The following is a 24,657-nucleotide window of genomic DNA, read 5'->3' as shown; positions in this document are numbered from 1 at the left end:
GGGGCCCGGCGCCCGCCTGCCTCCGGGGCAGCCCCTCGGGCCGTCGAGGGCGCCGCGTACAGTGCCGGTCATGACCCATCCGCATGCCGCGTCCCGCCCCACTCAAGCCGTCGTCCTGGCCGGTGGCCAGGGGTCGCGGCTGCGCCCCTACACCGACGACCGGCCCAAGCCGATGGTCGAGATCCCCGGGACGGGGAAGCCGATCATCGGTCACCAGTTGGGCTGGCTCGCCGAGGAGGGCGTCACCGACGTCGTCGTCTCCTGCGGTCATCTCGCCGACGTGCTGGAGAAGTGGCTGGAGACGGCCGATCTGCCGGTGCGGGTCACGACGGTCGTGGAGTCCGAGCCTCTCGGCCGCGGCGGCGGTCTCAAGTACGCGGCCGCCCGCCTCCCGCACCCGGACCGGCCCTGGTACGCCACCAACGGCGACATCTGGACCCGGTTCTCGCTGCGCGACATGGCGGACTTCCACACCGAGCGCGACGCCCTCGCCACCCTCGCGCTGGCCCGTCCGCGCATCCCGTGGGGGGCGGTGAAGACGGACGGCTTCGGCCACATCACGGACTTCATCGAGGCGCCGCCGACGACGTACGAGATCAACGCGGGCGTCTACGTCTTCTCCCCCGAGTTCGCCGGCCTGCTGCCCGAGCGTGGGGATCACGAGCGTACGACGTTCCCGCATCTGGCCCGGGAGCGGCGTCTCGCCGGGTTCCCGATCCCGCAGGGCGCCTACTGGCGGGCGATCGACACGGCGAAGGATCTGACGGAGGCGGCGAAGGAGCTGGCGGCGCTAAAGCGCTGACGGTCCGTCCGTCCTGTTCGGCATGACGGTGTCCCCGGTGCTGGAGAGCACCGGGGACACCGTCGTTTCCGTATGGCTCCTGAGGAGTTGTGTGTCAGCCGAGGAGCCCGCCCACCAGGCCCGGGCGGCCGGTGTCGGACGACGATCCGCCGGTGCTGTCGGAGCCGCCGCTCGTGGAGCCTCCGGTGCTGGAGGATCCGCCGGAGGTGGGGCCGGAGCTGGTGCTGGGGGCCTGCTGGTCCGGCGTGGAGCGCTGGGGCGGGGCCTGGCCGCCGCCGGTGCCCTGGGTCTGGCTGGGCGCGCCGGTGGTGGCGCTCTCGGTGTCGTCCTGGGTGGCGTCGGGGGAGCTGTCGGCGCCGGCGGTGGGGGCCGCCGAGGTGGCCTCCCGGGTGGGCTCGGCGGACGGGGAGGCCTTCTTCTTGCTGGGGCGCTGCCCGCCGGACTCCTGCGGGAGCGGGGAGCCGGGCAGTTCGTTGCGCGGGGCCTCGCCTGGGCCGGGGACGACGACGCGGTCGGCGTCGCGGACGGCGCCGCCGAGCAGGGAGCCGACGAGCAGGGTGATGCCCACGGTGATCGCGGTGACGAGTGCGCCGCGGCGCAGGACGTAGCGGCGCAGGTCCCACAGGTCGGCGCGGGGGCCGAGCCGGCGCCAGGCGCCGGCGGCGAGCCGGCCGTCGACGGAGTAGACGGGGGCGCCGGCGATGACCAGGGGCGACCAGGCGGCGAGGTAGATGATGTCGGGCGTCTCGTAGACCGGGGCGGTCTTCCAGCTGACGGTGACGAGCAGTGCGGCGGAGAGCGACGCGCCGACGAAGGCGGCGACGCGCTGCCAGCAGCCGAGGACGGTGAGGACGCCCACGATCACCTGGAGGAAGGCGATGACGAGCCCCGAGCCGACGGGGTGGTGCAGGGCGAACTGGCGCAGCGGCTCGGCGACTTCCCAGGGGTGCAGGGTGTTGAGCCACTTGACCATGGAGCCGCGTTCGCCGCCGTCGAAGTAGACGGGGTCGCACAGTTTGCCCATGCCGGTGTAGACGGAGATGAAGCCGAGGAGGACGCGCAGGGGGAGCAGGACCACGCCGAGGTTGAGGCGGCGGTCGGGGTAGAACGCGTGCCGGGCGGGTTCGTCGCCGTGGCGCCGGGAGCGCGGGGCGGTCTGCGCGGCGACGGCTTCGCCGAACTCCTCGAAGGGGGCGTCGTCGTAGGGCGGTTCGTCGTAGCCGGACGGGTCGTGGCCGTGGCCGGCGTGGCCCGGAGGGGCGTATGCGGGCTCGTCGTAGGCGCTGCCGACGGTGCGCATGGCGGGCAGGATGCGGTTCTCACCGGCGCCGGGGGTGCGCTGGGCGCCGACCGTCGGGGTCTCGAGGGTCTGGGCGGTGAGGCCGCCGTCGTAGCCGTCGTAGGTCCCGCCGGACCCGACGCGGGGGATGACGCGGGTGGCTCCGGCGATGTCGGAGGGCGGTTCGCCGTGGCCCACGCTGCCGGCCCGCACGGCCTGGAGGAGGCGGTGGGCGCCGGTGTCGTCCGGGGCCGACCGGCCGCTCCAGACGACGGCCCGGCGGCGCGTTCCGGGCGCGCCGGCCAGGCCCGCTCTGCCCGCGGTCCCGACGACGGGGATGCGGGCGGTGTCCTGGGTGGCGCTCAAGTGCCGGGCGACGCGCGGGGATTGGGTGCGCCGGGTCGACGCGCCCAACTGCACGCGGAAGCTCGCGTGACTGACGATGACCTGCGCCGGATCGCTCGGCACCTTCACCATGCTCAGCGCGGGAGCGTCGTCGAATCCCGACGAGCGGTCCCCCGTGGGTGTGCGGGGTGTTCTGGTGTCCACACTCATCTAACCGAGTGACGTGACGTTAGGACACTGCCTTGACCGACCGGATCTGTCCGGACGCCGTCAAGGCTGCCCACAGCCTCCCGCGCCGCGCCTGCAGGCCCCAGGGGCCCGCCCGCACGGGCCGTCCGGCGACCTGCGCCGGCGCGGCGGCCGGCGCACACCCGGCTGCCCCCGTCGGCGCGGCGCCGTCTCCCGCGTGCCGGTCATCCCCGTCGGCGCGGCGCCGTCCCCCGCGTGCCGGTCATCCTCGTCGGCGCGCGGCCTCGTACAGCACGACTCCCGCCGCAACACCGGCGTTGAGGGATTCCGCGCCGCCCGGCATGGGGATGCGCACCCGGAAGTCGCAGGTCTCGCCGACCAGTCGGGACAGGCCCTTGCCCTCGCTGCCGACGACGATGACGACGGGGCCCTGGAGGGCTTGAAGTTCGCCGATCTCCGCTTCGCCGTCGGCGGCCAGGCCGACGACCGCGATGCCGGCCTTCTTGTAGGCCTCCAGTGCGCGCGTGAGGTTGGTGGCGCGGGCCACCGGGGTGCGGGCGGCGGTGCCGGCGGAGGTCTTCCAGGCGCCGGCGGTCATGCCGGCGGCGCGCCGCTCGGGGACGACGACGCCGTGGCCGCCGAACGCGGAGACGGAGCGGACCACGGCGCCGAGGTTGCGCGGGTCGGTCACGCCGTCGAGGGCGACGATGAGCGGGTCCTCGCCCGCGTCGAAGGCGGCGGCGGCGAGGTCCTCGGGGTGGGCGTACTCGTAGGGCGGGACCTGGAGGACGAGGCCCTGGTGGTTGAGGCCGTTCGTCATGCGGTCGAGCTCGGGGCGCGGGGCCTCCATGAGGTTGATGCCGCCGCGCTCGGCCGCGAGCTGGAGGGCCTCGCGCACGCGCTCGTCGTTGTCGATGAACTGCTGGACGTAGAGCGTCGAAGCGGGGACGCCCTCGCGCAGTGCCTCGACGACCGGGTTGCGGCCGACGACCAGTTCGGAGGCCGACTTGCCGCCGCGGCCGCGGGGTGCGGGACGGCGTGCGGCCTGCTTGGTCTTGGCGGTGGCGATGCGGTTCTTCTTGTGGCCCTTGCGCATCTCGGCGGGCGGGGTCGGCCCCTTGCCCTCAAGGCCTCGGCGCCGCTGGCCGCCGCTGCCGACCTGCGCGCCCTTCTTGCCGGACATGCGACGGTTGTTGGCTGCCATGACCTACCTGTTTTCCGTGAACTGTGGTGCGTGCGTACATGCAGTGTGCCGCCCGGGGGGCCGGGCGGCACAATCGATCAAGGGTGCTGTCAACGCGGGCCCAGGGACCAGCGTGGTCCCTGCGGGCCGTCCTCGATGACGAGGCCGGACTGGTTGAGCTGGTCGCGGATGGCGTCCGCGGTCGCCCAGTCCTTGCGTCCCCGGGCGGCTTCGCGCTGGTCCAGGACGAGGCGTACGAGGCTGTCGACGACGCCGTGGAGGTCCTCGCCCCGGTCGGTCTCGCCCGCCCAGTGTGCGTCGAGGGGGTCGAGTCCGAGGACGCCGAGCATGGCGCGGACCTCGGCGAGGCGGGCCACGGCGGCTTCCTTGTCGTCGGCGGCGAGGGCGGAGTTGCCCTGCCGGACCGTCGTGTGCACCACGGCGAGCGCCTGGGGGACGCCGAGGTCGTCGTCCATCGCCTCGGCGAAGGCCGGCGGGACCTCGGGGGCGGGCTCGACGACTCCCCCCGCCTTCTCGACGACGCGCTGGACGAAGCCCTCGATCCGCGCGAACGCCGACTCGGCCTCGCGCAGGGCTTCCTCGCTGTACTCGATCATCGAGCGGTAGTGCGGTGTGCCGAGGTAGTAGCGCAGGACGATGGGCCGCCACTGCTTGACCATCTCGGAGACGAGGACGCTGTTGCCCAGCGACTTCGACATCTTCTCGCCGCTCATGGTGACCCAGGCGTTGTGCACCCAGTACCGGGCGAAGTCGTCGCCGTAGGCCTTGGCCTGGGCGATCTCGTTCTCGTGGTGGGGGAAGATCAGGTCGAGGCCGCCGCCGTGGATGTCGAAGGCGGTGCCCAGGTACTTGTGGGCCATCGCCGAGCACTCCAGGTGCCAGCCGGGGCGGCCTCGGCCCCAGGGCGTCTCCCAGCTGGGCTCGCCGGGCTTGGTCGCCTTCCACATGGCGAAGTCGCGGGGGTCACGCTTGCCCGTCTCGCCCTCGCCGGAGGGCTGGAGCAGGTTGTCCAGTTCCTGGTTGGACAGCCGCAGGTACTCCGGGAAGGACCGCACGTCGAAGTAGACGTTGCCGTCGGCCTCGTAGGCGTGTCCGCGCTCGATGAGGCCGCGCATCATCTCGATCATCTCGGGGACGTGCCCGGTGGCCCGCGGTTCGTACGTCGGCGGCAGGCAGCCGAGGGCGTGGTAGCCGTCGTTGAAGGCGCGCTCGTTGTCGTACCCGATGGACCACCAGGGGCGGCCCTGGTCGTGGGACTTGGCGATGATCTTGTCGTCGATGTCGGTGACGTTGCGGATGAACGTGACGTCGTAGCCGCGGTGGGCGAACCAGCGGCGCATGATGTCGAAGTTCAGGCCCGAGCGGATGTGCCCGATGTGCGGGGCCGCCTGCACGGTGGCGCCACACAGGTAGATCGAGACGCAACCCGGCTGGAGCGGGGAGAAGTCACGGATCTGCCGGGCGCTGGTGTCGTACAGGCGAATAGTCACCCCTCCAGGGTAGTGGGCGTGGGACCATGCCCCGCTCTCTTCCGCTCAAGGGCCACAGATTCGTGACACGCCACGGCATATGACGGCCCGCGGGCGCTCCCGGCGCGGCTGCCGGGGGCGCCTCGGGTGCGTCAGCCCGTGCGGGCGACCAGTGCCGTCGCCACCGCCATGAGGCCCTCGTCCCGGCCGGGGAAGCCGAGGCCGTCGGTGGTGGCGCCCGAGACGGAGACGGGGGCGCCGGCCGCGCCGGAGAGGATCTTCTGGGCCTCGTCGCGCCGCTTGCCGATCTTCGGGCGCGGGCCGACCACCTGGACGGCGATGTTGCCGATGGTGAAGCCGGCGGCGCGGACGATCCGGGCGGCCTCCGTCAGCAGGGTCACCCCGGAGGCGCCGGACCACTCGGGGCGGCCGGTGCCGAAGTGCTGTCCGAGGTCGCCGAGTCCGGCGGCGGAGAAGAGCGCGTTGCACGCGGCGTGCGCGACGACGTCGGCGTCGGAGTGGCCGGCCAGCCCGGGTCCCTCGCCCTCCCATTTCAGGCCCGCGCACCACAGCTCGCGGCCCTCCTCGAAGGCGTGGATGTCGGTGCCGATGCCGACCTGGGGCAGAAGCGGGGTGTCAGAAGCCATCGTTGAGCCTCCTGCGGGCCAGGACCGCCTCGGCGAGGACGAGGTCGAGCGGGCGCGTCACCTTGAAGGCCTCCTCGTGGCCGGGGACGGCGACGACGGTCAGGCCGAGCCGTTCGACCATGCCGGCGTCGTCGGTGACCTCGTCGGTCACGTTTTCGTGGGCCTGGACGAGGGTGGCGCGGTCGAAGCCCTGCGGGGTCTGGACGGCGCGCAGCCGGGCCCGCTCCGGGGTGGCGACGACCGGCTCCGGTTCGCCGGGGGCGGTCGCGGGGTCGACCTCTTTGACGGTGTCGGCGAGGGGCAGCGCGGGGACGACGGCGCGGGCGCCGTCGCGGACCGCCTCGATGACGGCGTCGACGGTGTCCACGGGGACCAGCGGCCGGGCGGCGTCGTGCACGAGGACGATGTCGTGGCCGGGCGGCAGCGCGTCGAGGCCGAGCCTGACCGACTCCTGCCGGCTCTCGCCGCCGGGGACGACGACGAAGTCGGTGCGCTCGGGCAGGGAGTGCGCGTCGAGCAGTGACCTGACCTCGGCGGCGCCCTCGGGCGGGGCGACCACGACCACGAGGGTGACCGCGCGGGAGGCGGCGAGGGCGCGCACCGCGTGGATCAGCATGGGGGTCCCGCCCAGCGCGCGGAGCGCCTTGGGGGCGCCCGGGCCTAGGCGTACGCCTCGGCCGGCGGCCGGAATGACCGCGGCCGCGCGGGCCGGGGCGGGCGAGGGACGCGAATCGTCAGACATCGGTTCCTGTCAGGTTTGTGTGCTCGGCCTTGGTGGGTACGGAGACAGCGTGCCGGGCGCGACGCCTTGACCGGACCCTTCCGTGACGCCGGTCGAGCTTGCTGCCCGGGCCCGGCACCCCGGAAATCGGGGGGATCTCCCTCCGAAGCACCATGCGGTCGCCCGCAGGACGCGATCGACTGCATGCGACATGCGAAGAGCACTCGGGGTGGCGTGGCGACGGCGCGCGGCACTGCGGGAGAGACGTGCGCACGGCGTCCGGGCACGGACATGCCGCAGCGCCCGGCGACTTGAGCTATGTCATCGGGCACCGCGGCATTTCAGTGTGCTGAGCCGAGGCCGGTGTGCGTCGGCGTCAGGACGCGAGGACCTCGTCGAGGAGCGCCTCCGCCTTGTCCTCGTTGGTGTTCTCCGCGAGGGCGAGCTCGCTCACCAGGATCTGGCGGGCCTTGGCGAGCATGCGCTTCTCGCCGGCGGAGAGTCCGCGCTCACGCTCACGACGCCACAGGTCACGTACGACTTCCGCGACCTTGATGACATCACCGGAGGCGAGCTTCTCGAGATTTGCCTTGTAACGGCGCGACCAGTTCGTGGGCTCCTCGGCGTACGGCGCGCGCAGCACCTCGAAGACCCGGTCCAGCCCGTCCTGACCGACCACATCACGCACGCCGACGAACTCCGCATTGTCCGCTGGCACACGCACTGTCAGGTCGCCCTGGGCGACCCTCAGCACCAAGTAGGTCTTGTCCACGCCTTTGATCTGACGAGTTTCGATAGCCTCGATCAGCGCGGCCCCGTGATGGGGATAGACCACGGTGTCGCCAACCTTGAACGTCATGTGACAGGTACCCCTTCCGTGGCTATCCAGGGTAACACGGAATCCGCGGGTTCTGAATGGCGTTTTCGCAGGTCAGGGCATATCTCGGGGGTTGACAACCACGACAGGGACGTGCTGCGGGCGGTGCGTGGAAGCAGGTATTCGCAGGTCGGAGCGGCTGTCCGACGGGGGTGAAACGCGTACGTTACACGCATCCGCAACCCCTCCAGAGTGCCCGAACATCCCCATATGTCCGGTTGCCGGTGTGCGACTTCCGCTACTCCGTTCGGTGGCCTGAGTCGCATCCGAGCCGTTTCCCGAATTGATCACGCCGGGGGATCGCACCGCCGACCGAACCACCGGTGATCAATTTCCGGGGCGGCCGCGCTTTCCTTCACCGAAAATCCCCGGTCCCGCCGACTGGCGGTTATGTGAATGACGAAGTGACTGAAGTGACTGGTGGGTCACTTGTGACGTGAGTGACTGAAGTGATCTGAGTGGCCGCCGCACTGCCAGGGCACTCGAGTGCCGCGAGGTGCCGCCCGCCGCGGGAGCCGCCCTCACCGGTGCGGAACGCCGTAGAGGCGGGTCGGGTGCGGCGGCGTGGGAGCGGCTCGGTAACCTTGTGGCCCGCTGACAGACCCTTAGGGCGGCTTTATCCAGGAGAGCTGCCCGCGCGTTCCAAGGAGATGCCGCCGCCGTGAGCAGCAGCCTTCGACGCGGCGCCCTCGCCGCCTCCGCCCTTGCTTTCTCGATCGCCACGCTCGCCGCGTGCGGCGCCGGCAACGACAGCCAGACGCTGGAGATCAAGCCGGACAACGCCGCCACCAGCGTCGGCGACATCAAGCTGCAGAACGTCGTCGTCATCACCCAGCCCGACCCGGAGTCCACGGGTCCGGCCGCGGTCTCCGCTACGGTGTTCAACGGCGGCGACAAGCCGCAGACGCTGGACTCGATCAGCGTGGACGGGGTGAGCAAGCCCGTCGAGATCAAGCCCGCCAAGGGTGAGAGCAAGGTGACGATCCCGGCCGGCGGCTCGGTCGTCATCGGCGGCAAGGACAACGCCTCCGCGATCGTGGACGGCAGCGACGAGGCGGTCCAGGGCGGCAACGCCCAGAAGGTGACGTTCACCTTCAGCGAGACCGGCGCGGTCAGCCTGCAGGCCTTCGTCGTCCCCGCCGAGAGCTACTTCAGCGAGTGGGGCCCGAGCGACATCCCGTCCGCGCCGGGGGCCTCGGCCTCCCCGTCCGCCTCCGCGTCGGCGTCGGCCTCCGCGTCGGCGGGCCAGCCGGGTACCGCGGGCACGGGCACGGCCTCCCCGAGCGCCTCGGAGTCGGCGGCCGCCGGCCACTGAGCCCCGTACCGCCTCGTGCACATGACGAAGGGCGGCGCCCCGCGTGGGGTGCCGCCCTTCGTCATGCCTTCGGTGACCGCTCCCGGCCGGCCGTGACGGCCTACGGCTCGAACTTGTAGCCGAGCCCCCGTACCGTCACCAGGTACCTGGGCGCGCCCGGGTCGGGCTCGATCTTCGCGCGCAGGCGCTTGACGTGGACGTCGAGGGTCTTGGTGTCGCCCACGTAGTCGGCGCCCCAGACGCGGTCGATGAGCTGCATACGGGTGAGGACGCGGCCCGCGTTGCGCAGCAGCATCTCCAGCAGGTCGAACTCCTTCAGCGGGAGGTCGATCTTCGAGCCGGCGACGGTCACGACGTGCCGGTCGACGTCCATCCTGACCGGCCCCGCCTCCAGCGCCGCGGGTGTCGTCTCCTCCGGCTCGCCCCGCCGGCGCAGGACGGCCCTGATCCGGGCGACCAGCTCGCGCGAGGAGAACGGCTTGGTGACGTAGTCGTCGGCGCCTATCTCCAGGCCGACGACCTTGTCGATCTCGCTGTCCTTGGCGGTCACCATGATCACGGGGACGTTGGAGCGGCCGCGCAGCTGCCGGCACACCTCCGTGCCGGGCAGTCCCGGCAGCATCAGGTCGAGGAGGACGAGGTCGGCGCCGTTGCGCTCGAACTCGTCCAGCCCGTCGGGCCCGGTGGTCGCGACGGCGACCTCGAAACCCTCCTTGCGGAGCATGTACGACAGGGCGTCGGAAAAGGACTCCTCGTCCTCGACGACGAGCACTCGGGTCACGGAAGGACCTCCGGGGCGGAAAGCGTCTGGTACGCGGTTGAGTCGGGGGATGCGGGAGTTGCGGGGTGTTCCGGGGTCCCCGGGGAGGGGCCGGGGCCCGGGGGAGGTGAGGCGCGGCGGGCGCCGCCGGCGGGCGCGTCGGGGTCGTAGGGGCCGGGGTCCTGGTCGTAGACGCCGTCGGCGTAGAGGTCGGCGTCGTCGCCGTACGCGCCGTCGTCCCCGTAGGGGTGGTCGTCGTCGGCGCCGTAGGGGTCGGTGCGGCGGCGGGCGGCCACTTCCGGGAGCCGGAGTGTGAAGGTGGAGCCCTGCCCCTCGGCGCTCCACACGGTGACCTCGCCCCCGTGCGAGGCGGCCACGTGCTTGACGATGGCCAGTCCGAGGCCTGTGCCGCCGGTGGCGCGGGAGCGGGCGGGGTCGACGCGGTAGAAGCGCTCGAAGATGCGTTCCTTGTCCTTGTCGGAGATGCCGATGCCCTGGTCGGTGACGGCGATCTCGATCAGGTCGCCGCCGGGGGCGGTCACCCTGCGGGCGGCTATGCCGACGCGGGTGCGGGCGGGCGAGTAGTTGACGGCGTTCTCGACGAGGTTGCCGAGGGCAGCGGCCAGTTGGCCGCGGTTGCCGTGGACGCGCAGGCCGGAGGCGCCGGCGGCGGCCATGGTGATCTGCTTGGCGCCGGCCTGGTGGCGGCAGCGGTCGACGGCCTCGGTGACGAGTTCGTCGACCGCGACGGGCTCGGCGTCCTCCAGGGGGTCGTCGTTCTGCACGCGGGAGAGGTCGATGAGCTCCTGGACCAGGTTGGTGAGCCGGGTGGCCTCGATCTGCATCCGGCCGGCGAAGCGTTCCACGGCCTCCGGGTCGTCGGAGGCGTCCATGACGGCTTCGGAGAGCAGGGAGAGCGCGCCGACGGGCGTCTTCAGCTCGTGGCTGACGTTGGCGACGAAGTCGCGTCGTACGGCTTCGATGCGCCGGGCCTCGGTGAGGTCCTCCACGAGGAGCAGGACGAGGCGGGAGCCGAGGGGCGCCACACGGGCGGAGACGGCGAGGGCCTCGCCCCGGCCGGTGCCCCGTCTGGGCAGATCCAGTTCGACCTGGCGTATCTCCCCGTCGCGTCTGGTGTCGCGGGCCATCTGGAGCATCGGCTCGACGGCGAGTTTCCCGCCGCGGACGAGGCCGAGGGCGTACGCCGCCGAACTGGCCTTGACGACGGCGTCGGCCTCGTCGAGGACGACGGCCGAGGAACGGAGGACGGACAGGACGGTGTCCACACCCGGAGGGAGGACGGCATCGGTGTGCAAGGAGGTCCTGGTGGGTCGTTTCTGGTCGCGTTCGCTCCAACGGAACGCCAGCATGGCGATGACGCCGGTGAGCACCCCGGCGATCGCAGCCGCTGCGGCGACCGCCGCGTTCACGTCCATGCGTCCAGGTTAGGCATGGCGTCCGGCCTGGCCACAGCCATCGGTGTGGGACCTCGGACACTCGTCGCCCAGAGTTCACCTTGGAGCCAGTGGTGGTTCATTTGAGGTGACGGAAACCGACGCGTACGGGGCGGACCGTGGCACCGTGGGGTTCACAGCGCCGGTTCCACGGCCGGTCCCGGCCCCCGGAGCCCCTGAAGAACGACGTACGAGAGGGAACCCTGATGCGGGACGCGTACCACGAGGAACTGGACTCGATCGGCGACAGTCTGGTGGAGATGGCCCGGCTGGTGGGGTCGGCAGTCGGACGCGCCACGACCGCCATCCTCGACGCCGATCTCAAATTGGCAGAAAGCGTGATCGAGGCCGACCAGAAGGTCGACGAGCTTCAGCACGACCTGGAGGCGCGGGCCATCGCGCTGCTGGCGCGGCAGCAGCCGGTCGCGACGGACCTGCGCATAGTGGTGACGTCGCTGCGCATGTCGGCGGACCTGGAGCGCTCGGGCGACCTCGCCCAGCATGTGGCGAAGCTGGCTCGGCTGCGTTTCCCGGAGCGGGCGGTGCCGCGTGACCTGCACGCCACCATCCTGGAGATGGGCCAGCTGGCGCAGCGCCTGATGGCCAAGGCGGCCGAGGTGATCATCACGAAGGACGTCGATCTCGCGCTCCAGCTGGAGACGGACGACGACGAGATGGACCTGCTGCACCGGACGCTGTTCCAGCACCTGATCGACGACCGCTGGAAGCACGGCATCGAGACGGCGGTGGACGTCACCCTGCTGGGCCGCTACTACGAACGCTTCGCCGACCACGCGGTGGCGGTCGCGAAGCGGGTGGTGTTCCTGGTGACCGGCGAACACGCGGACGAACTCCAGCAGGACCTGCCGACGGAGATCCAGCCGGTGCCGGGGTCGGAGGGGGCGTAGCCGGCGGCGGGCTCGTGGGCCCGGGGAGGCGGCCGTCCGCGACGGCGCGTCGGCGTGTCGGCCCGTTGGCGCGTTGGCGCGTTGGCCTGTCGGCGCGTCCGCGTGTTGGCGCGTCCGCGTGTTGGCGCGTCGGCGCGGAGGAGCGAGCCCCGGGCGCGGCGGAGCCTCCGTGCGCCGTTGATGCGCCCGCCGGGAGGGGCATGCAATGGGCAACAAGGCGCTCCAGCCTTCAGGCCTCCAGGAGGAACCCATGGCCGAAGCTCCCAGCACCTCCAGCCCGGCGGCCCCCACCCAGGAACGCCCGACCGAACAGCCCGCGCAGATCAGGAGCCTGCCCCTGATCGCGGCGTGCGGCTGCGGCTCGGGCTGCGGGTGCGGGTGCCAGTCGGGAAGCCCGTGCCAGTGCGGCTGACAGCCCACCGCCACTGAAGGGGCCCGGCGTTCCGCCCGGGCCCCTTCTGCTCCGTACATGGGCCATCAGCGCCCGACCCACCTCCGCAGGGCCCCACGGGCCTCACGGCGGCCCCTCATGGGCCGTTGAGAACAGCGAGCGGGACGACAAACCAGAAGAAGAGGAAGCCGAGGAAGCTGACGAGGACGAAGGCCAGCAGGCCGAACATCAGGAACACCAGAAGCGTCCACTTGATGCGGTCGCCGGTCCCCCGGAACCTGTCCCCCAGCGAACGCCTGTCGCGCACGGAGCCCCCTCCCCTGCCCGGACTGTACAGCGCACGGGGTCCAGCAGCAGGATGATCGCGCCTGTTCACTTCGGGGAGGGACACATGGGCGCGACGGATGGCGTCATCGAGCTGATCCACCTGGCCGACAGGCCCGACGCCGGCGGCAACAGCGTCGCCGTGCGCGTCCTGGGGCGCTGTCGCCCCGGAATCCTGACCGGCCACGACTTCCTCGACTGCGAGATCGTCATCGCTGCGGAATCGGTGACCGCGTCCTTCCCCGTGACGCTCCTCCCCGAGGACCTGGAGGACTGGGAGGACGCCTTGACGGCCCTGGAGTCCGGGCGGTCCGCGTTGTGGCTCGACACCGGGCGAACCCCGTCGATGAAGTTCAAGCCCGACAAGAACCGCGGGGTCCGGGTGTCCGTCCACGACGGACCGTCGTCCGGCGTCAAGGTCACCGTCCCGCTGTGCGCGCCCCCGGAGGCCTGGGCCAGGAAACAGCGCGACCTGCATGCCCGGGTACGCGAGGCCTACCCCCGAGAGGTCGTCGAGACGTCACCCGGCGCCTACGAGTGGCGGCGCGCCGGGGAATGATGCCCAGTCAGCGCGAGGCAGCACCTGAGTCCTGCCTCGAGAGCGTGAGCTGACGTCCCGTCGTCGACCACGCCGCCGCTCGGTGGGCTGGTCAGCCGCAGGAGCACCCGACAGCGGCCGGGGCCTCGTCGGTGGCCTGGCTGGTGCAGCAGCCGTCGCCGGTGCCATCGGGGCCGGCGCTCTCGCCGAGGGTGTCGGCGTCGGCCTTGACGACGTAGACCTCCCACGGCTCCTTGCCGGGGCCGTGGACCCACACCTTGTCCTGGAGCGCGTAGCAGCAGGAGGTGTCGTTCTCCTCGAAGGTGGCCAGGCCGGCCTCCTTGAGCCGGGCGGTGGCGGCGGTGACCTGGCCGGTCGACTCGACCTCGACGCCGAGGTGGTCCAGGCGGGTCTCCTCGCCGGGCTCGCCCTCGATCAGGACGAGCTTGAGCGGGGGTTCGGCGACGGCGAAGTTGGCGTAGCCCTCGCGGCGCTTGGCCGGTTCGGCGCCGAAGAGCTTCGAGTAGAAGGTGATCGAGGCTTCGAGGTCGCTGACGCGCAGGGCGAGCTGAGCACGGGACATGACGTGACTCCGATCTGCTTGCATTGATGTCTGTCAATACAGAGCTTGCGCCTTGAATCGAGAAACGTCAACATAGAAGAATGTCGAAGCAAGAACTCGTGGTGGTCGGGCAGGATGACGGGCCCGCCGCCTGCTGCCCAGGGCTGGTGACCGCCCCTCTGGATGACGTCCAGGCGGCCGGCCTGGCGAAGATCTTCAAGGCGCTGGGGGACCCGGTCCGGCTGCGGCTGCTGTCGATGATTGCTTCGCCGTCGGGCGGCGAGGTCTGCGTGTGCGACCTGACCCCGGCCTTCGACCTCTCGCAGCCGACGATCTCGCATCACCTCAAGCTGCTCCGCCAGGCGGGGCTGATCGACTGCGAGCGTCGCGGGACGTGGGTGTACTACTGGGCCCTTCCCGGAACCCTGGACCGACTGTCGGCCTTCCTTGCAACGGCGAGGACGGACGAGGCGACCGCGTGAGCGCATCGCTCGGCCCCCGGCCCCCGGCTGAGGCAGTGGGGTAGACCGCTCTGGCCGCCAGTCCGCAACCGACGGCGAACCCGAACTCGCCGCCCCCTGACCCGCTCCGCTCAGGCTCCGCTCAGAAAGACACCCGTGATGCCCACTCCCGACGCGCGCCCCTCCGTACTGTTCGTCTGCGTCCACAACGCCGGCCGCTCCCAGATGGCTGCCGCCTTCCTCACCCGACTGGCGGGCGACCGCATTCAGGTGCGCTCCGCCGGGTCCGCCCCCGCCGACACCGTGAACCCCGCCGTGGTGGAGGCCCTGGCGGAGGTGGGCATCGACATCTCGGCCGAGGCCCCGAAGGTGCTCACCGTGGAGGCAGTCCAGACGTCCGACGTCGTCATCACGATGGGCTGCGGCGACACCTGCCCGGTCTTCCCCGGCAAGCGCTACCTGGACTGGGAACTCCCCGACCCGGCCGGACAGGGAGTCGAAGCGGTCCGCCCGATCCGCGACGAGATCGAAAAGCGCATCCGCATCCTGACCGACGAACTCACCCCGACGGCCAGCCATAAGTGCAACTCGGGGTGATCCCCGAGTCCCGGCCTGACTCCAGAGCCCGATCACAGGAGTCGCACCCAGGAAAGCGCACGGCTCCATCGCCCTGACGACCCGGAAGCAGCGAGAAGCCCCCTGCCCGCAAGGAAACCGCAGGCAGGGGGCTGTTCGCGTCCGCTTACTTCTTCTTGCCCGGGGTCTTGATGGGGATCTTGGTGAGCTGGGTTTTTGCTGGTCGGGGGCGGTGGGCTCGTGCGCCTGATGGTCGTCATTGGCCACTATCGAGCGACCCCGGACGGCCCAGGGACGGCCCAGCTTTGCCGCGCCCTGCTGACGGTCGGCACCTTCGATGCGCCCCGTCTGAACCTCGGCCGACGACAGTCAGCCACGACGGCGGGCGAGCCGACCGATCACGCACGCGTATGCCTCGCTGCACCCCCACCCGCCTCAGCCACGCTGCCGGTTCCTTCAACCAGAGCAAGCCACGAAGACCTCCGCCCTGGACGCAACGCATCGACATCCGTCCACCTCGCGAGACCTTCCTCACAAAGCGTGACCGGTATACGCGCGGAGATTGGCACTCTGTGACATGGAGAAGCGCTTATCGATCTTCTGTTTCTAGGAATGCAGGATTCCGCAGGAAGCCGAGACACTCAGTGCCATTTCTTTCCGAAGGCCGTCTCTAGCCGTGCCGTAACCTGACTGACGGCCCTTCAGCTTCGAGTAAGCAGAACTTCGATCCCAGGAACGGACATGACCTCCTACGGCTACCGCCTTTTCACCTTCCAGGTATTCCGCGGCTCCAAGCGAACCCCTCTGGACCTCGCTGACTGCAAGGGGGAGCCGTACCAGGAGATAGCTGAGTCTATTCTGAAGATCCTTTCTGCTGGTACGGCAGTAGGCGACCCCACAGATGACGGCCAAGCCGAGGTGGAGACAGAAGGGACGTTCGGCAAGCCTGCGCTGCGCGTCGAGGAAGTGCGGACCGTTGAAAACACCATCCGAGCCACCGTCTGGGCGGGCAAATTTGGCAGCCACGAGAAGGCGATTGGAGACGCCACGGGGAGCGACACCGACATCAAGGACAAAGCTGCAAGCAATCTGTTTCGTGTGATCTTCACCTTTCCCGAGGAAGGTGACAGCGGCATTCTTGCCGTCGAGTCGATCGGCCGATCTTGTCCTGTAGCACCACTCATCAGATGGATGACTAAGAAATCCCGCGACGAGGCCACTCAGGGAAACAACGAAGGCGTCTGGTGGCGAATCTCCGCATCCCCCCTAGCTAATGAAGACCGTCTTGCCGAGATGATTCGCGAAGGCCAGGCCCAGACCCTCGTACTGGTGCGGCACGCCATTACTGCCGGCAGAACCCGCACCGTGAAGGATGTGGAAATAACTGCATCCCTTGCCGTCTCGGGAAGATTGGAAAGGACCGTGCAGGTTGTGCAGGGCTGGTATCGGCGCAATAAGCAGGCAGAAGGGTTTGAAGAGGCCGGCGTCACCAACGAGCAGGGCGCCAGGCAGTTGGCGGCAATCGTTGGTCCACAGATTGCAGACATGGACCTGGACGATGGCTGGGTACAGATCGAGGACCCTGACGGCCAGGTCAAGCGTGTGAAGCCCACGCAGATGACCGATGTTTTCACGTACCGCCTGTCCGAGGACCACCCGCCTGTCACACCCAGGTTCTATGCTGCGGTGAGAGAGACGGCATTGGGGATCCAGCCTGCGGCGAAACTGGGCATCGACTGGCCCGTCTCCTAACCGAGGGGGAGGCATGAGTTGTTTAGTCGGTTCAACTTCATCCCAGTCCTGCGTGGCCACTGGAAGGGTTTGACAGACGGCAGGTACGCGCCTCCCCGACCCGATGTCTTGGCACGCTTGGCGCTCCTCATCCCAATAACAGTCTTCCTCCTTATGTGGCTAAGAAAAGGGCACCTTTCTACTCCCGGAGCGCTGCTGACTGGGGTCGCTCTACTGGCAGGTGGAATGTTGAGTGCATTTACCCACCTGTCTACCCTTAGACTTAAAATCAAAGAATGGGTGGGCGCTTCCGAAGTCAGCCGTTATGAAGTAGAAAAAGGGATGCTCGACGAGACGGCTGCACACCTCCTTACCGGTTCTCTCCTATGCGCGTTTGACGTAGCCTCACTGGTTATCGGGATGAATGTAAGCGTGACCAAAGAAGGCCACCTTTACGGATTCTGGGCGGCCCTTTCTGCAGCGATTAGCTCCTACGTCCTGGTGATCTTCATTTTTCTCGTCCCGCGCCTCTACTCGGCGTACGTTGAGATCAATGACGTAAGCCCCAATCTCAACGGGTTCGTAGGCCCAAAGAGAAAAAAGAGATAGCCGTCTGGAGGCCAAGGGAACTGCGCGATTTTTGGGATGACTTGGAGCTGCTTTGGCACGAGTGATCGAGTGATCGAGCTCGCGCCAAAGTGACCTCGTAAATCCGTGAGGGCGACCGCTCCGGATACAACGTATCCGTTGCATCCGTTTTCTGTGAGTGCTGGCGGGCGTCGTCCGTCGAGCCGTTGTGTCCAGCCCCAGCCGTGGCTGCCGTCTTCGAGGGCGCATACGCTCCCGTTCGCTGAGGCAGGAGGGCGAGATGTCCGACGAAGACTCCACCGAGTACTACACGCTGCTCTGCGACGACCCGTCCCACGAGGTGGTGCTCGTCGACTGCGGGCCCCGCGAGATGGATGTGGTCCTGGCAGTGCGAAAAGTGACCGGGCAAAGCTTGTGGCACAGCCGGGTCCTGGCGCGCCAAGCCCCCGTGACCCTCCTTGGGGGTCTGTCTGCGTCCAGGGCCCAGTCCGCTGTTGCTGTGCTCCAGAGCGCCGGCGCCAGAGCGGAGTGGAGACAGGAGCCGGAGCCCGGAGAGCGCGCGGCCCCGTCGCCCTGACGGCCCAGAGACGGCCCAGCCCCACCAAAAAGCCCCCGACCTGCCAGGAAACCGCAGGTCGGGGGCTTGCTGGTGTCGCGTTACTTCTTCTTGCCCTGGTTCTTGACTGCCTCGATGGCTGCTGCTGCCGCCTCGGGGTCGAGGTACTTGCCGCCCGGGGTCAGCGGCTTGAAGTCGGCGTCGAGTTCGTAGTACAGGGGGATGCCCGTCGGGATGTTCAGGCCGGCGATGTCGGCGTCGGAGATGCCGTCGAGGTGCTTGACCAGGGCGCGCAGGGAGTTGCCGTGGGCGGCGACCAGGACCGTGCGGCCGGTGAGGAGGTCGGGGACGATGCCGTCGTACCAGTAGGGGAGCATCCGGATGACGACGTCCTTGAGGCACTCCGTGCGGGGGCGCAGCTCCGGCGGGATCGTCGCGTAGCGCGGGTCGTCGGACTGGGAGAACTCCGTGCCGTCCTCGAGCGGCGGCGGCGGGGTGTCGTAGGAGCGGCGCCACAGCATGAACTGCTCCTCGCCGAACTCGGCGAGCGTCTGGGCCTTGTCCTTGCCCTGGAGGGCGCCGTAGTGGCGCTCGTTCAGGCGCCAGGAGCGGTGGACGGGGATCCAGTGGCGGTCGGCGGACTCCAGGGCGAGCTGCGCGGTGCGGATCGCGCGCTTCTGGAGCGAGGTGTGGACCACGTCGGGGAGCAGGTCGGCGTCCTTCAGCAGCTCACCGCCGCGGACCGCCTCCTTCTCGCCCTTCTCGTTGAGGTTGACGTCCACCCAGCCGGTGAACAGGTTCTTCGCGTTCCACTCGCTCTCGCCGTGACGGAGCAGGATCAGCTTGTACGGTGCGTCGGCCATGCGTATGAGCGTAATCCAAGCCTTTGGGCGGGGGTGCGCCCCGCCCGCAGAGCGGACGGTTGACGGGATCTGTTAATCGAGTGGCCATCGGCATCCCCGTGCTCGTAAGTTGTCGACACCGTCTACGCCTCTTACATGCACCTCCGGTGCGTGTCTCTTACCGTGCCTCTTACCGTTCGGGGGATCCCTGTGTCCGTCGCCTCTTTGAGACGTGCCGCCCGCGAGAGCGTCTCCGGGTTGCCCCGGGAGTTCTGGTGGTTGTGGACCAGCACCCTCGTCAACCGGCTCGGGGCGTTCGTCGCCACCTTCATGGCCCTGTATCTGACGCTCGAACGCGGCTATTCCGCCGTCTACGCCGGTGTCGTCGCCTCCCTCTACGGGCTCGGCGGCGTCCTCTCCTCCCTCGCCGGCGGTGTGATGGCGGACCGGCTCGGGCGGCGGCCCACGCTGCTCGTCGCCCAGGTGGCCACCGGTCTGTCGGTGACGCTGCTCGGCTTCATGGAGCATCCCGTCGCCATCGCGGCCGTCGCCCTCCTCGTCGGCGCGGCCTCCAACGCCTCCCGGCCCGCCGTGCAGGCGATGATGGCCGACATCGTGCGGCCCGAGGACCGCGTCCGGGCGTTCTCGCTCAACTACTGGGCCATCAACCTCGGTTTCGCCGTCTCCTCCATGGGCGCCGGGTTCGTCGCCGAGTTCAGCTACCTCGCCGGCTTCCTCATCGAGGGCGGGATGACCCTGCTCTGCGCGGTCGTCGTCTTCCTCAAGCTCCCCGAGTCGCGGCCGGTGCGGGAGGCCGCGTCCGTCGAGGAGAGCGCCGTCGGTCTCGGCTCCGTGCTGCGCGACGGGCGGTTCATGGGGCTCGTCGGGCTGTCCTTCGCCGTCGCCTTCATCTTCCAGCAGGGCGCGATCGGCCTGCCGGTGGCGATGGGCGAGGCCGGGTTCACGCCGGCCGACTACGGCATGGCCATCGCCGTCAACGGCGTCCTCATCGTCGTCCTGCAGATCCCGGTCACCCGGTTCATCCAGCACCGTGACCCCGGGCGGCTGCTCTTCGTGTCGTCCGTGCTCGCCGGGGCCGGTTTCGGGCTCACCGCCTTCGCCGGGTCGGTCGGGGTCTTCGCGCTCACGGTCTGCGTGTGGACGCTCGCCGAGATCGTCAACGCGCCCACCCAGACCGGTCTTGTCGTGCGCCTCTCCCCCGTCCACGGGCGCGGGCGCTACCAGGGCATGTACACGATGTCGTGGGCGGTGGCCTCGCTGATCGCCCCGGTGTTCTCCGGTCTCGTCATCGACCGGTTCGGGGCGGAGTGGCTGTGGGGGCTGTGCGCCGTCGTCGGGGCGGTGGCGGGCGTCGGGTTCGCCGTGCTGACCCGGTGGCTTCCGGCGGAGGAGACGCGAGCGGCCGAGGGGGCCGACGGGGCGGAGAGGGCGGAGCCTGCTGACGAGGTCGAGGCGGTGTCTCCGGCGGGGCCGGCCGACGCGGCCGAGGACGCGCCTCGGGCGGCGAGCGGGGCCGCGTGCGGCAAGCCCGAGGTCACCCCGGCCGCCTGACCCGCTACCGGCCGCCCGGCCCTCACCCGGCCGCCTGACCTGCTACCGGCCGCCCGGCCCCCTCCCGGCCGTCTGACCTTCTACCGGCCGCCCGGCCCCCCTCCCGGCCGCCGCCTCCTCCGGCCGCCCGGTCCGCTACGGGCCGACCGGTCCACTACGGGCCGACCGGTCCCCTCCCCGAACCCCGCCGGCAGCGAGGGCGTCAGGGATGCATCCGCGCCCCCTTCACCACCTTGTCCACCGCGTTCCGCGGGCCGTACACCGCGAGGCCCACCAGGTCCAGGGCGTCGGTCCGCACCGCCCGCACCGCCGCACGGTTGTCGCGGTCGTTGCCGGTGGCGAAGAGGTCCGAGGTGAACACCGCGCGCGGGAGGGCCCGGGACAGCACGCGCGCGTGGGCCGTCGTCAGCGCTTCCTTCGTCGCTTCGAAGACCATCACCGGCTGACGGAGCATCGGCAGGTAGCCGACGCCGTCCGCGTCCTCGTACGGCTCCCCGATCACCTCGGGGATCCGGGTGCCCAGGCCGCTGACCAGGAACGCGGTGACGTTCAGGCGCTGCCAGGTCTCCAGGTCCCCGCGCAGCATGACGGCGATCTTCGTGTCGAAGCGGACGGGGGCGTCACCGGCGTCGGCGTCCGCATGCGGGTTCGGGTTCGGGTGCGTGCTCATGTGGCGAGACTGCCGCCCCCGCCACGGCGGGGTCTTGTACGTTCTTTGCATGGTCGCCGACGTCTCCGCCTGGCGCCCGCGTGTCCCGGGCGTCGTCGAGGTCTTCCACGCCCACTTCACCGACCACGCGTACCCGATGCACGTGCACGACGTGTGGACGCTGCTCATCGTGGACGCCGGGGCCGTGCGGTACGACCTGGAGCGGCACGAGCACGGCACCCCGCACGACACGGTGACGCTGCTGCCGCCGCACGTGCCGCACAACGGCTCCGCCGCCACCCCGGGCGGCTTCCGCAAGCGGGTGCTGTACCTCGACGCGAGCGTGCTCGGCGCGGATCTGATCGGCGCCGCCGTCGACGGTCCCGACCTGCGGGATCCCGTGCTGCGGCAGCGCGTCGGGCAGTTGCACACGGCGCTCACCGGGCCCGGCGGCGAACTGGAGGCGGACAGCCGGCTGACGCTGATCGGCGAGCGGCTGCGCTCGCATCTGCGTCCCCAAGGCCCTCAAGGCCCCGTGGAATCCGTCCGCCGCGACCCGGTCCTGGCCCGTCGGCTCCGCGAACTCCTCGACGAGCGCGTCCTGGAGGGCGTCGTCCTGGACGAGGCGTCCCGGCTGCTGGGCGCTCACCCGGCGCACCTCGTGCGGGCGTTCAGCACGGCGTACGGCATCGCGCCGCACCAGTATCTGACGTCCCGCCGCCTCGAACGGGCCCGCGGACTGCTGCTCGGCGGTCTGCCGCCGGGGGAGGTGGCGGCGGCCAGCGGCTTCTTCGACCAGTCCCATCTCACCCGCCACTTCAGGAAGTGGGTCGGGGTCACTCCGGGACGGTACGCGCGCAAGTCCGCCGTCCGCTGACCGGCGTGCTCACTGCGCCTCCCGCCGCGTCAGATGGGCGAAGGCGTCCAGGTTGCGGGTGGACTCGCCGCGGGAGACGCGCCAGGCGTACTCGCGGCGGATCGCGGTGGCGAAGCCCAGCTCCAGAAGGGTGTTGAAGGCCCCGTCGGCGGCCTCCAGGACCTGGCCGAGGAGACGGTCGGTCGCGTCGGCGGTGACGGCGGCGAGGGGGAGACGGGCGGTGACGTAGACGTCGCCGAGCTGGTCGACGGCGTAACTCACGCCGTACAGCTTGAGGTTGCGCTCCAGGAGCCAGCGGTGGACGCCGGCCTCGTTCTCGTCGGGGTGGCGGATGACGAAGGCGTTCAGGGAGAGGGAGTGGCGGCCGACGATGAGCGACAGCGTCGTCTTCAGCTTGTGCGTGCCGGGGAGCTGGACGACGTAGTTGCCCGGCTCGGGACGCTCCCATTCCAGTTCGGCGTCCTTCAGGACGTCCTCGATGACCTGCGCGGCGGTCTTCTCGGCATCACCCATGCTGGGAGCGTACGCGACGGCGGTGCGCCTGCGTCGCGGCCGCGTAGACGTCGGCGGTGGCCGCCGCCGCGGTGTCCCAGCCGAAGGACTGGGCGTGCCGGGCGGCTGCCGCGCCCATGCGGGCGGGGAGTTCGGGGCGGTCGGCGAACTCGGCGAGCACGCGCGCGTAGGCAGCCGGGTCGTGGCCCTCGACGAGGAAGCCCGTCTCACCGTCGCGCACGGCCACCGGGAGTCCGCCGACGGACGCGGCGAGCACCGGTGTGCCGGCCGCCTGCGCCTCTATGGCGACCAGGCCGAACGACTCGCTGTAGGAGGGGACGACGAGGACGGAGGCGGCCCGGAACCAGTCCGCGAGCTGCTCCTGCCCGACCGGCGGGCGGAACCGTACGACGTCGGAGACGCCCAGGCGCGCGGCCAGCTTCTGCAGCCCCTCCGGCTTGGCGAGGCCGCTGCCGCTGGGGCCGCCGACGACGGGGACGACGAGCCGGGAGCGCAGGTCGGGCCGCTTCTCGAGGAGGACGGCCACGGCGCGCAGCAGGACGTCGGGGGCCTTGAGCGGCTGGATGCGGCCGGCGAAGAGCGGGATCAGGGCGTCCTGCGGCAGGCCCAGGCGGGCGCGGGCGGCGGCGCGGCCGTCGGCGGGGCTGAAGCGGTCGAGGTTGACGCCGGGGTGGACGACGGCGACCTTGCCGGGGTCGGCGCGGTAGTGGCGGACGAGTTCGTCGGCCTCCTCCGCGGTGTTGGCGATGAGGCGGTCGGCGGCTTCGACGATCTGGGTCTCGCCGATGACGCGGGCGGCGGGCTCGGGGGTGTCGCCGTCGGCGAGGTTGGCGTTCTTGACCTTGGCCATGGTGTGCATGGCGTGCACGAGGGGGGCGCCCCAGCGCTGGGCGGAGAGCCAGCCGACGTGGCCGGAGAGCCAGTAGTGCGAGTGGACGAGGTCGTAGTAGCCGGGGCGGTGGCCGGCCCAGGCCTGCATCACGCCGTGCGTGAAGGCGCACAGCTGGGCGGGGAGGTCTTCCTTGGCGAGGCCCTCGTAGGGGCCGGCGTCGACGTGGCGGACGAGGACGCCGGGTGCCAGGTCGACGGTGGGGGGCAGACCGCCGGTGGTGGCGCGGGTGAAGATCTCGACCTCTATGTTGAGCGCGGCGAGGCGCTGGGCGAGTTCCACGATGTAGACGTTCATGCCGCCGGCGTCCCCGGTGCCGGGCTGGTGGAGCGGTGACGTGTGCACGGAGAGCATGGCGACACGGCGGGGACGGCGGTGCAGTCTGCGGCGTGGGGTTGCCGTCGTAGAGCGACGCCCGAGCCTGCTGCCGTACTGGCTCACTGGCGGTCCTCCTTGCTGCGGGCATGCCGGGCGGAGGGTGTGGGGCGCCCTCCGGGGGGAGGAACACCGGAAGGGCACGTTCCCATTCCTGGAAGGGACTCCCCGGGGGCGGTTTTTGCCTGAGCGTTACCGGGGTCGCTCAACCGTTCGAGGGTGGGCGGCGTCCGGCCCGCCCGGGAGGCCTTCAGCGGCCGCGCCTGGGGGATCGGGTGCCCGCGCGGGCACCGCATACTCGTAGGCATGGTTTCCCGCGCACCGTCCCGCCCCGTGGGGACGGTCACGCGCGGGACGACGAATCCCAACCGGCTGCGCCGCATGGACCGCTGGATCGCGGCCGTGCACGGCGCCGAGCTGCGCCGCGCGGGCCGCCCCGTCGCCGTCGACCTCGGTTACGGCGCGGCCCCCTGGACCGCCGTCGAACTGCTGGGCCGGCTGCGGTCGGTCGCGCCTCACGCGCGCGTGGTGGGCGTCGAGATCGAGCCGGCCCGGGTGGCCGCCGCGAAGCCGTACGAACGCGACGGCCTCGTCTTCCGCCACGGCGGCTTCGAGATCCCGCTCCCCCACCGGCCGCACCTCATCCGCGCCGCCAACGTGCTGCGGCAGTACGACGAGGAGGAAGTCGGCGGTGTCTGGGAGCGGCTGTGCGCACGGCTCGCGCCGGCGGCGGACGGCTCCCGCGGGGGACTGCTCGTCGAGGGGACCTGCGACGAGGTCGGGCGGCGGCACGTGTGGGTCGCGCTCGGGCCCGAGGGGCCGCGGACGGTCACCTTCGCCACCCGGCTCGGCTCCCTGGACCGCCCCTCCGACCTCGCCGAACGACTCCCCAAGGCGCTCATCCACCGGAACGTGCGCGGCGAGCCCGTGCACGCGTTCCTCCGCGACTTCGACCGCGCCTGGGCGGCGGCGGCGCCCTACGCGTCGTACGGCGCGCGCCAGCGGTGGATACGGGCGGTGCGGGACCTCACCGCGGACTGGCCGGTGGCGGACGGGCCGGGGCGGTGGCGGCAGGGCGAAGTGACGGTGCGGTGGGAGGCGCTGGCACCTCGGGGGTGAAAGGCGGACACGGGGGGCTGAGACCGGGCGCCCCGGGCGCGGCCTGCCGTCGTACGACTCCGCCGATCACCCTGACCGCCCTGACCGCCCTGACCGCCCTGACCGCCCTGACCGCCCTGACCGC

At 70.8% G+C, this 24,657-nt stretch carries 26 protein-coding genes; 12 read left to right on the top strand and 14 right to left on the bottom strand.

Going from position 1 to position 24,657, the window contains the following annotated elements:
• The first annotated feature begins 70 nt into the window (after positions 1 to 70).
• Positions 71 to 802, top strand: coding sequence for an NDP-sugar synthase (locus tag ACFYXA_RS22040; protein WP_389035328.1), 732 nt, complete (start codon positions 71 to 73; stop codon positions 800 to 802).
• A 94-nt stretch (positions 803 to 896) separates the two neighbouring features.
• Here the strand turns inward: ACFYXA_RS22040 and ACFYXA_RS22035 are convergent, their stop codons facing one another.
• The 6 genes from ACFYXA_RS22035 to ACFYXA_RS22010 all read right to left on the bottom strand — a co-directional run bounded on the left by ACFYXA_RS22035 (position 897) and on the right by ACFYXA_RS22010 (position 7,515).
• Positions 897 to 2,636, bottom strand: a complete 1,740-nt coding sequence (locus tag ACFYXA_RS22035) for a DoxX family membrane protein (protein ID WP_389035325.1) — start codon at positions 2,634 to 2,636, stop codon at positions 897 to 899.
• 241 nt (positions 2,637 to 2,877) lie between these two features.
• A complete protein-coding gene (rlmB, locus tag ACFYXA_RS22030; RefSeq protein WP_352246596.1) occupies positions 2,878 to 3,819 on the bottom strand; it encodes a 23S rRNA (guanosine(2251)-2'-O)-methyltransferase RlmB in 942 nt (313 codons plus the stop codon).
• An 89-nt stretch (positions 3,820 to 3,908) separates the two neighbouring features.
• Complete coding sequence (gene cysS / locus ACFYXA_RS22025; protein ID WP_352246597.1) at positions 3,909 to 5,309, bottom strand: cysteine--tRNA ligase; 1,401 nt, start codon at positions 5,307 to 5,309, stop codon at positions 3,909 to 3,911.
• 131 nt (positions 5,310 to 5,440) lie between these two features.
• A complete protein-coding gene (gene ispF, locus ACFYXA_RS22020) occupies positions 5,441 to 5,935 on the bottom strand; it encodes a 2-C-methyl-D-erythritol 2,4-cyclodiphosphate synthase (protein WP_389035320.1) in 495 nt (164 codons plus the stop codon).
• Positions 5,925 to 6,677, bottom strand: a complete 753-nt coding sequence (gene ispD / locus ACFYXA_RS22015; protein ID WP_389035317.1) for a 2-C-methyl-D-erythritol 4-phosphate cytidylyltransferase — start codon at positions 6,675 to 6,677, stop codon at positions 5,925 to 5,927. Before ispD ends, ispF begins: the two co-directional genes overlap by 11 nt.
• A 355-nt stretch (positions 6,678 to 7,032) precedes the next feature.
• Positions 7,033 to 7,515, bottom strand: coding sequence for a CarD family transcriptional regulator (locus ACFYXA_RS22010; RefSeq protein ID WP_389035314.1), 483 nt, complete (start codon positions 7,513 to 7,515; stop codon positions 7,033 to 7,035).
• 679 nt (positions 7,516 to 8,194) lie between these two features.
• On the opposite strand from ACFYXA_RS22010, the gene ACFYXA_RS22005 reads away from it, so the two are divergent.
• Positions 8,195 to 8,848, top strand: a complete 654-nt coding sequence (locus tag ACFYXA_RS22005; RefSeq protein ID WP_352246599.1) for a DUF461 domain-containing protein — start codon at positions 8,195 to 8,197, stop codon at positions 8,846 to 8,848.
• A gap of 100 nt (positions 8,849 to 8,948) precedes the next feature.
• Here the strand turns inward: ACFYXA_RS22005 and ACFYXA_RS22000 are convergent, their stop codons facing one another.
• Together ACFYXA_RS22000 and ACFYXA_RS21995 are read right to left on the bottom strand one after the other, a co-directional pair.
• Positions 8,949 to 9,629, bottom strand: a complete 681-nt coding sequence (locus ACFYXA_RS22000; protein WP_130441905.1) for a response regulator transcription factor — start codon at positions 9,627 to 9,629, stop codon at positions 8,949 to 8,951.
• On the bottom strand, positions 9,626 to 11,044 hold the full coding sequence (locus ACFYXA_RS21995) for an ATP-binding protein (RefSeq protein WP_352246600.1): 1,419 nt from the start codon (positions 11,042 to 11,044) through the stop codon (positions 9,626 to 9,628). The genes ACFYXA_RS22000 and ACFYXA_RS21995 overlap by 4 nt, the downstream gene beginning before the upstream one ends.
• Positions 11,045 to 11,268: 224 nt before the next feature.
• Between ACFYXA_RS21995 and phoU the strand changes: the two genes are divergently transcribed.
• A complete protein-coding gene (gene phoU / locus ACFYXA_RS21990) occupies positions 11,269 to 11,970 on the top strand; it encodes a phosphate signaling complex protein PhoU (protein ID WP_352246601.1) in 702 nt (233 codons plus the stop codon).
• A gap of 527 nt (positions 11,971 to 12,497) precedes the next feature.
• Here the strand turns inward: phoU and ACFYXA_RS21985 are convergent.
• Entirely contained in the window at positions 12,498 to 12,668 is a 171-nt protein-coding gene (locus tag ACFYXA_RS21985; RefSeq protein WP_352246602.1) for a hypothetical protein, read from the bottom strand.
• A gap of 84 nt (positions 12,669 to 12,752) precedes the next feature.
• On the opposite strand from ACFYXA_RS21985, the gene ACFYXA_RS21980 reads away from it, so the two are divergent.
• Positions 12,753 to 13,244 carry a DUF5959 family protein gene (locus tag ACFYXA_RS21980; protein ID WP_389035307.1) on the top strand — a complete coding sequence of 164 codons (492 nt, stop codon included), beginning with the start codon at positions 12,753 to 12,755 and terminating at the stop codon, positions 13,242 to 13,244.
• Positions 13,245 to 13,335: 91 nt separating this feature from the next.
• Here ACFYXA_RS21980 and ACFYXA_RS21975 read toward each other — a convergent pair whose 3' ends face one another.
• Positions 13,336 to 13,806, bottom strand: coding sequence for an ArsI/CadI family heavy metal resistance metalloenzyme (locus tag ACFYXA_RS21975; RefSeq protein WP_389035304.1), 471 nt, complete (start codon positions 13,804 to 13,806; stop codon positions 13,336 to 13,338).
• An 80-nt stretch (positions 13,807 to 13,886) separates the two neighbouring features.
• Here ACFYXA_RS21975 and ACFYXA_RS21970 point away from each other — a divergent pair, with 80 nt between their 5' ends.
• From ACFYXA_RS21970 to ACFYXA_RS21950, 5 genes are all read left to right on the top strand, one after another.
• Positions 13,887 to 14,267, top strand: coding sequence for an ArsR/SmtB family transcription factor (locus tag ACFYXA_RS21970; protein ID WP_389035301.1), 381 nt, complete (start codon positions 13,887 to 13,889; stop codon positions 14,265 to 14,267).
• A gap of 138 nt (positions 14,268 to 14,405) precedes the next feature.
• Entirely contained in the window at positions 14,406 to 14,843 is a 438-nt protein-coding gene (locus ACFYXA_RS21965) for an arsenate reductase ArsC (RefSeq protein ID WP_389035298.1), read from the top strand.
• A 720-nt stretch (positions 14,844 to 15,563) separates the two neighbouring features.
• Entirely contained in the window at positions 15,564 to 16,574 is a 1,011-nt protein-coding gene (locus ACFYXA_RS21960) for a hypothetical protein (RefSeq protein WP_389035295.1), read from the top strand.
• 117 nt (positions 16,575 to 16,691) lie between these two features.
• The gene (locus ACFYXA_RS21955; protein ID WP_389035292.1) at positions 16,692 to 17,162 is read left to right on the top strand and encodes a hypothetical protein; all 471 of its coding nucleotides are present in this window, start codon (positions 16,692 to 16,694) and stop codon (positions 17,160 to 17,162) included.
• A 259-nt stretch (positions 17,163 to 17,421) separates the two neighbouring features.
• Positions 17,422 to 17,718, top strand: a complete 297-nt coding sequence (locus tag ACFYXA_RS21950) for a ribosomal protein L7/L12 (RefSeq protein WP_358799744.1) — start codon at positions 17,422 to 17,424, stop codon at positions 17,716 to 17,718.
• 80 nt (positions 17,719 to 17,798) lie between these two features.
• Here the strand turns inward: ACFYXA_RS21950 and ACFYXA_RS21945 are convergent, their stop codons facing one another.
• Complete coding sequence (locus ACFYXA_RS21945) at positions 17,799 to 18,560, bottom strand: phosphoglyceromutase (protein WP_351091742.1); 762 nt, start codon at positions 18,558 to 18,560, stop codon at positions 17,799 to 17,801.
• A gap of 189 nt (positions 18,561 to 18,749) precedes the next feature.
• Here ACFYXA_RS21945 and ACFYXA_RS21940 point away from each other — a divergent pair, with 189 nt between their 5' ends.
• Entirely contained in the window at positions 18,750 to 20,111 is a 1,362-nt protein-coding gene (locus ACFYXA_RS21940) for an MDR family MFS transporter (RefSeq protein WP_389035287.1), read from the top strand.
• A gap of 202 nt (positions 20,112 to 20,313) precedes the next feature.
• Here the strand turns inward: ACFYXA_RS21940 and ACFYXA_RS21935 are convergent, their stop codons facing one another.
• Positions 20,314 to 20,781: a DUF2000 domain-containing protein gene (locus tag ACFYXA_RS21935; protein WP_352246614.1), complete on the bottom strand. Its 468-nt coding sequence runs from the start codon at positions 20,779 to 20,781 to the stop codon at positions 20,314 to 20,316.
• 49 nt (positions 20,782 to 20,830) lie between these two features.
• On the opposite strand from ACFYXA_RS21935, the gene ACFYXA_RS21930 reads away from it, so the two are divergent.
• Positions 20,831 to 21,637, top strand: coding sequence for an AraC family transcriptional regulator (locus ACFYXA_RS21930; RefSeq protein ID WP_389035283.1), 807 nt, complete (start codon positions 20,831 to 20,833; stop codon positions 21,635 to 21,637).
• 9 nt (positions 21,638 to 21,646) lie between these two features.
• Here the strand turns inward: ACFYXA_RS21930 and ACFYXA_RS21925 are convergent, their stop codons facing one another.
• Together ACFYXA_RS21925 and mshA are read right to left on the bottom strand one after the other, a co-directional pair.
• Positions 21,647 to 22,150 carry a YbjN domain-containing protein gene (locus ACFYXA_RS21925; RefSeq protein ID WP_389035280.1) on the bottom strand — a complete coding sequence of 168 codons (504 nt, stop codon included), beginning with the start codon at positions 22,148 to 22,150 and terminating at the stop codon, positions 21,647 to 21,649.
• Complete coding sequence (mshA, locus tag ACFYXA_RS21920) at positions 22,143 to 23,480, bottom strand: D-inositol-3-phosphate glycosyltransferase (protein ID WP_352246617.1); 1,338 nt, start codon at positions 23,478 to 23,480, stop codon at positions 22,143 to 22,145. The genes ACFYXA_RS21925 and mshA overlap by 8 nt, the downstream gene beginning before the upstream one ends.
• 240 nt (positions 23,481 to 23,720) lie before the next feature.
• Here mshA and ACFYXA_RS21915 point away from each other — a divergent pair, with 240 nt between their 5' ends.
• The gene (locus ACFYXA_RS21915) at positions 23,721 to 24,533 is read left to right on the top strand and encodes a class I SAM-dependent methyltransferase (RefSeq protein ID WP_389035276.1); all 813 of its coding nucleotides are present in this window, start codon (positions 23,721 to 23,723) and stop codon (positions 24,531 to 24,533) included.
• The last annotated feature ends 124 nt before the right edge of the window (positions 24,534 to 24,657 follow it).

It is taken from the genome of Streptomyces sp. NPDC002566, from assembly GCF_042889585.1.
In the GTDB taxonomy this organism is placed as follows: Bacteria; Actinomycetota; Actinomycetes; order Streptomycetales; family Streptomycetaceae; genus Streptomyces.
This window is presented reverse-complemented; position numbering and strand designations above follow the sequence as displayed.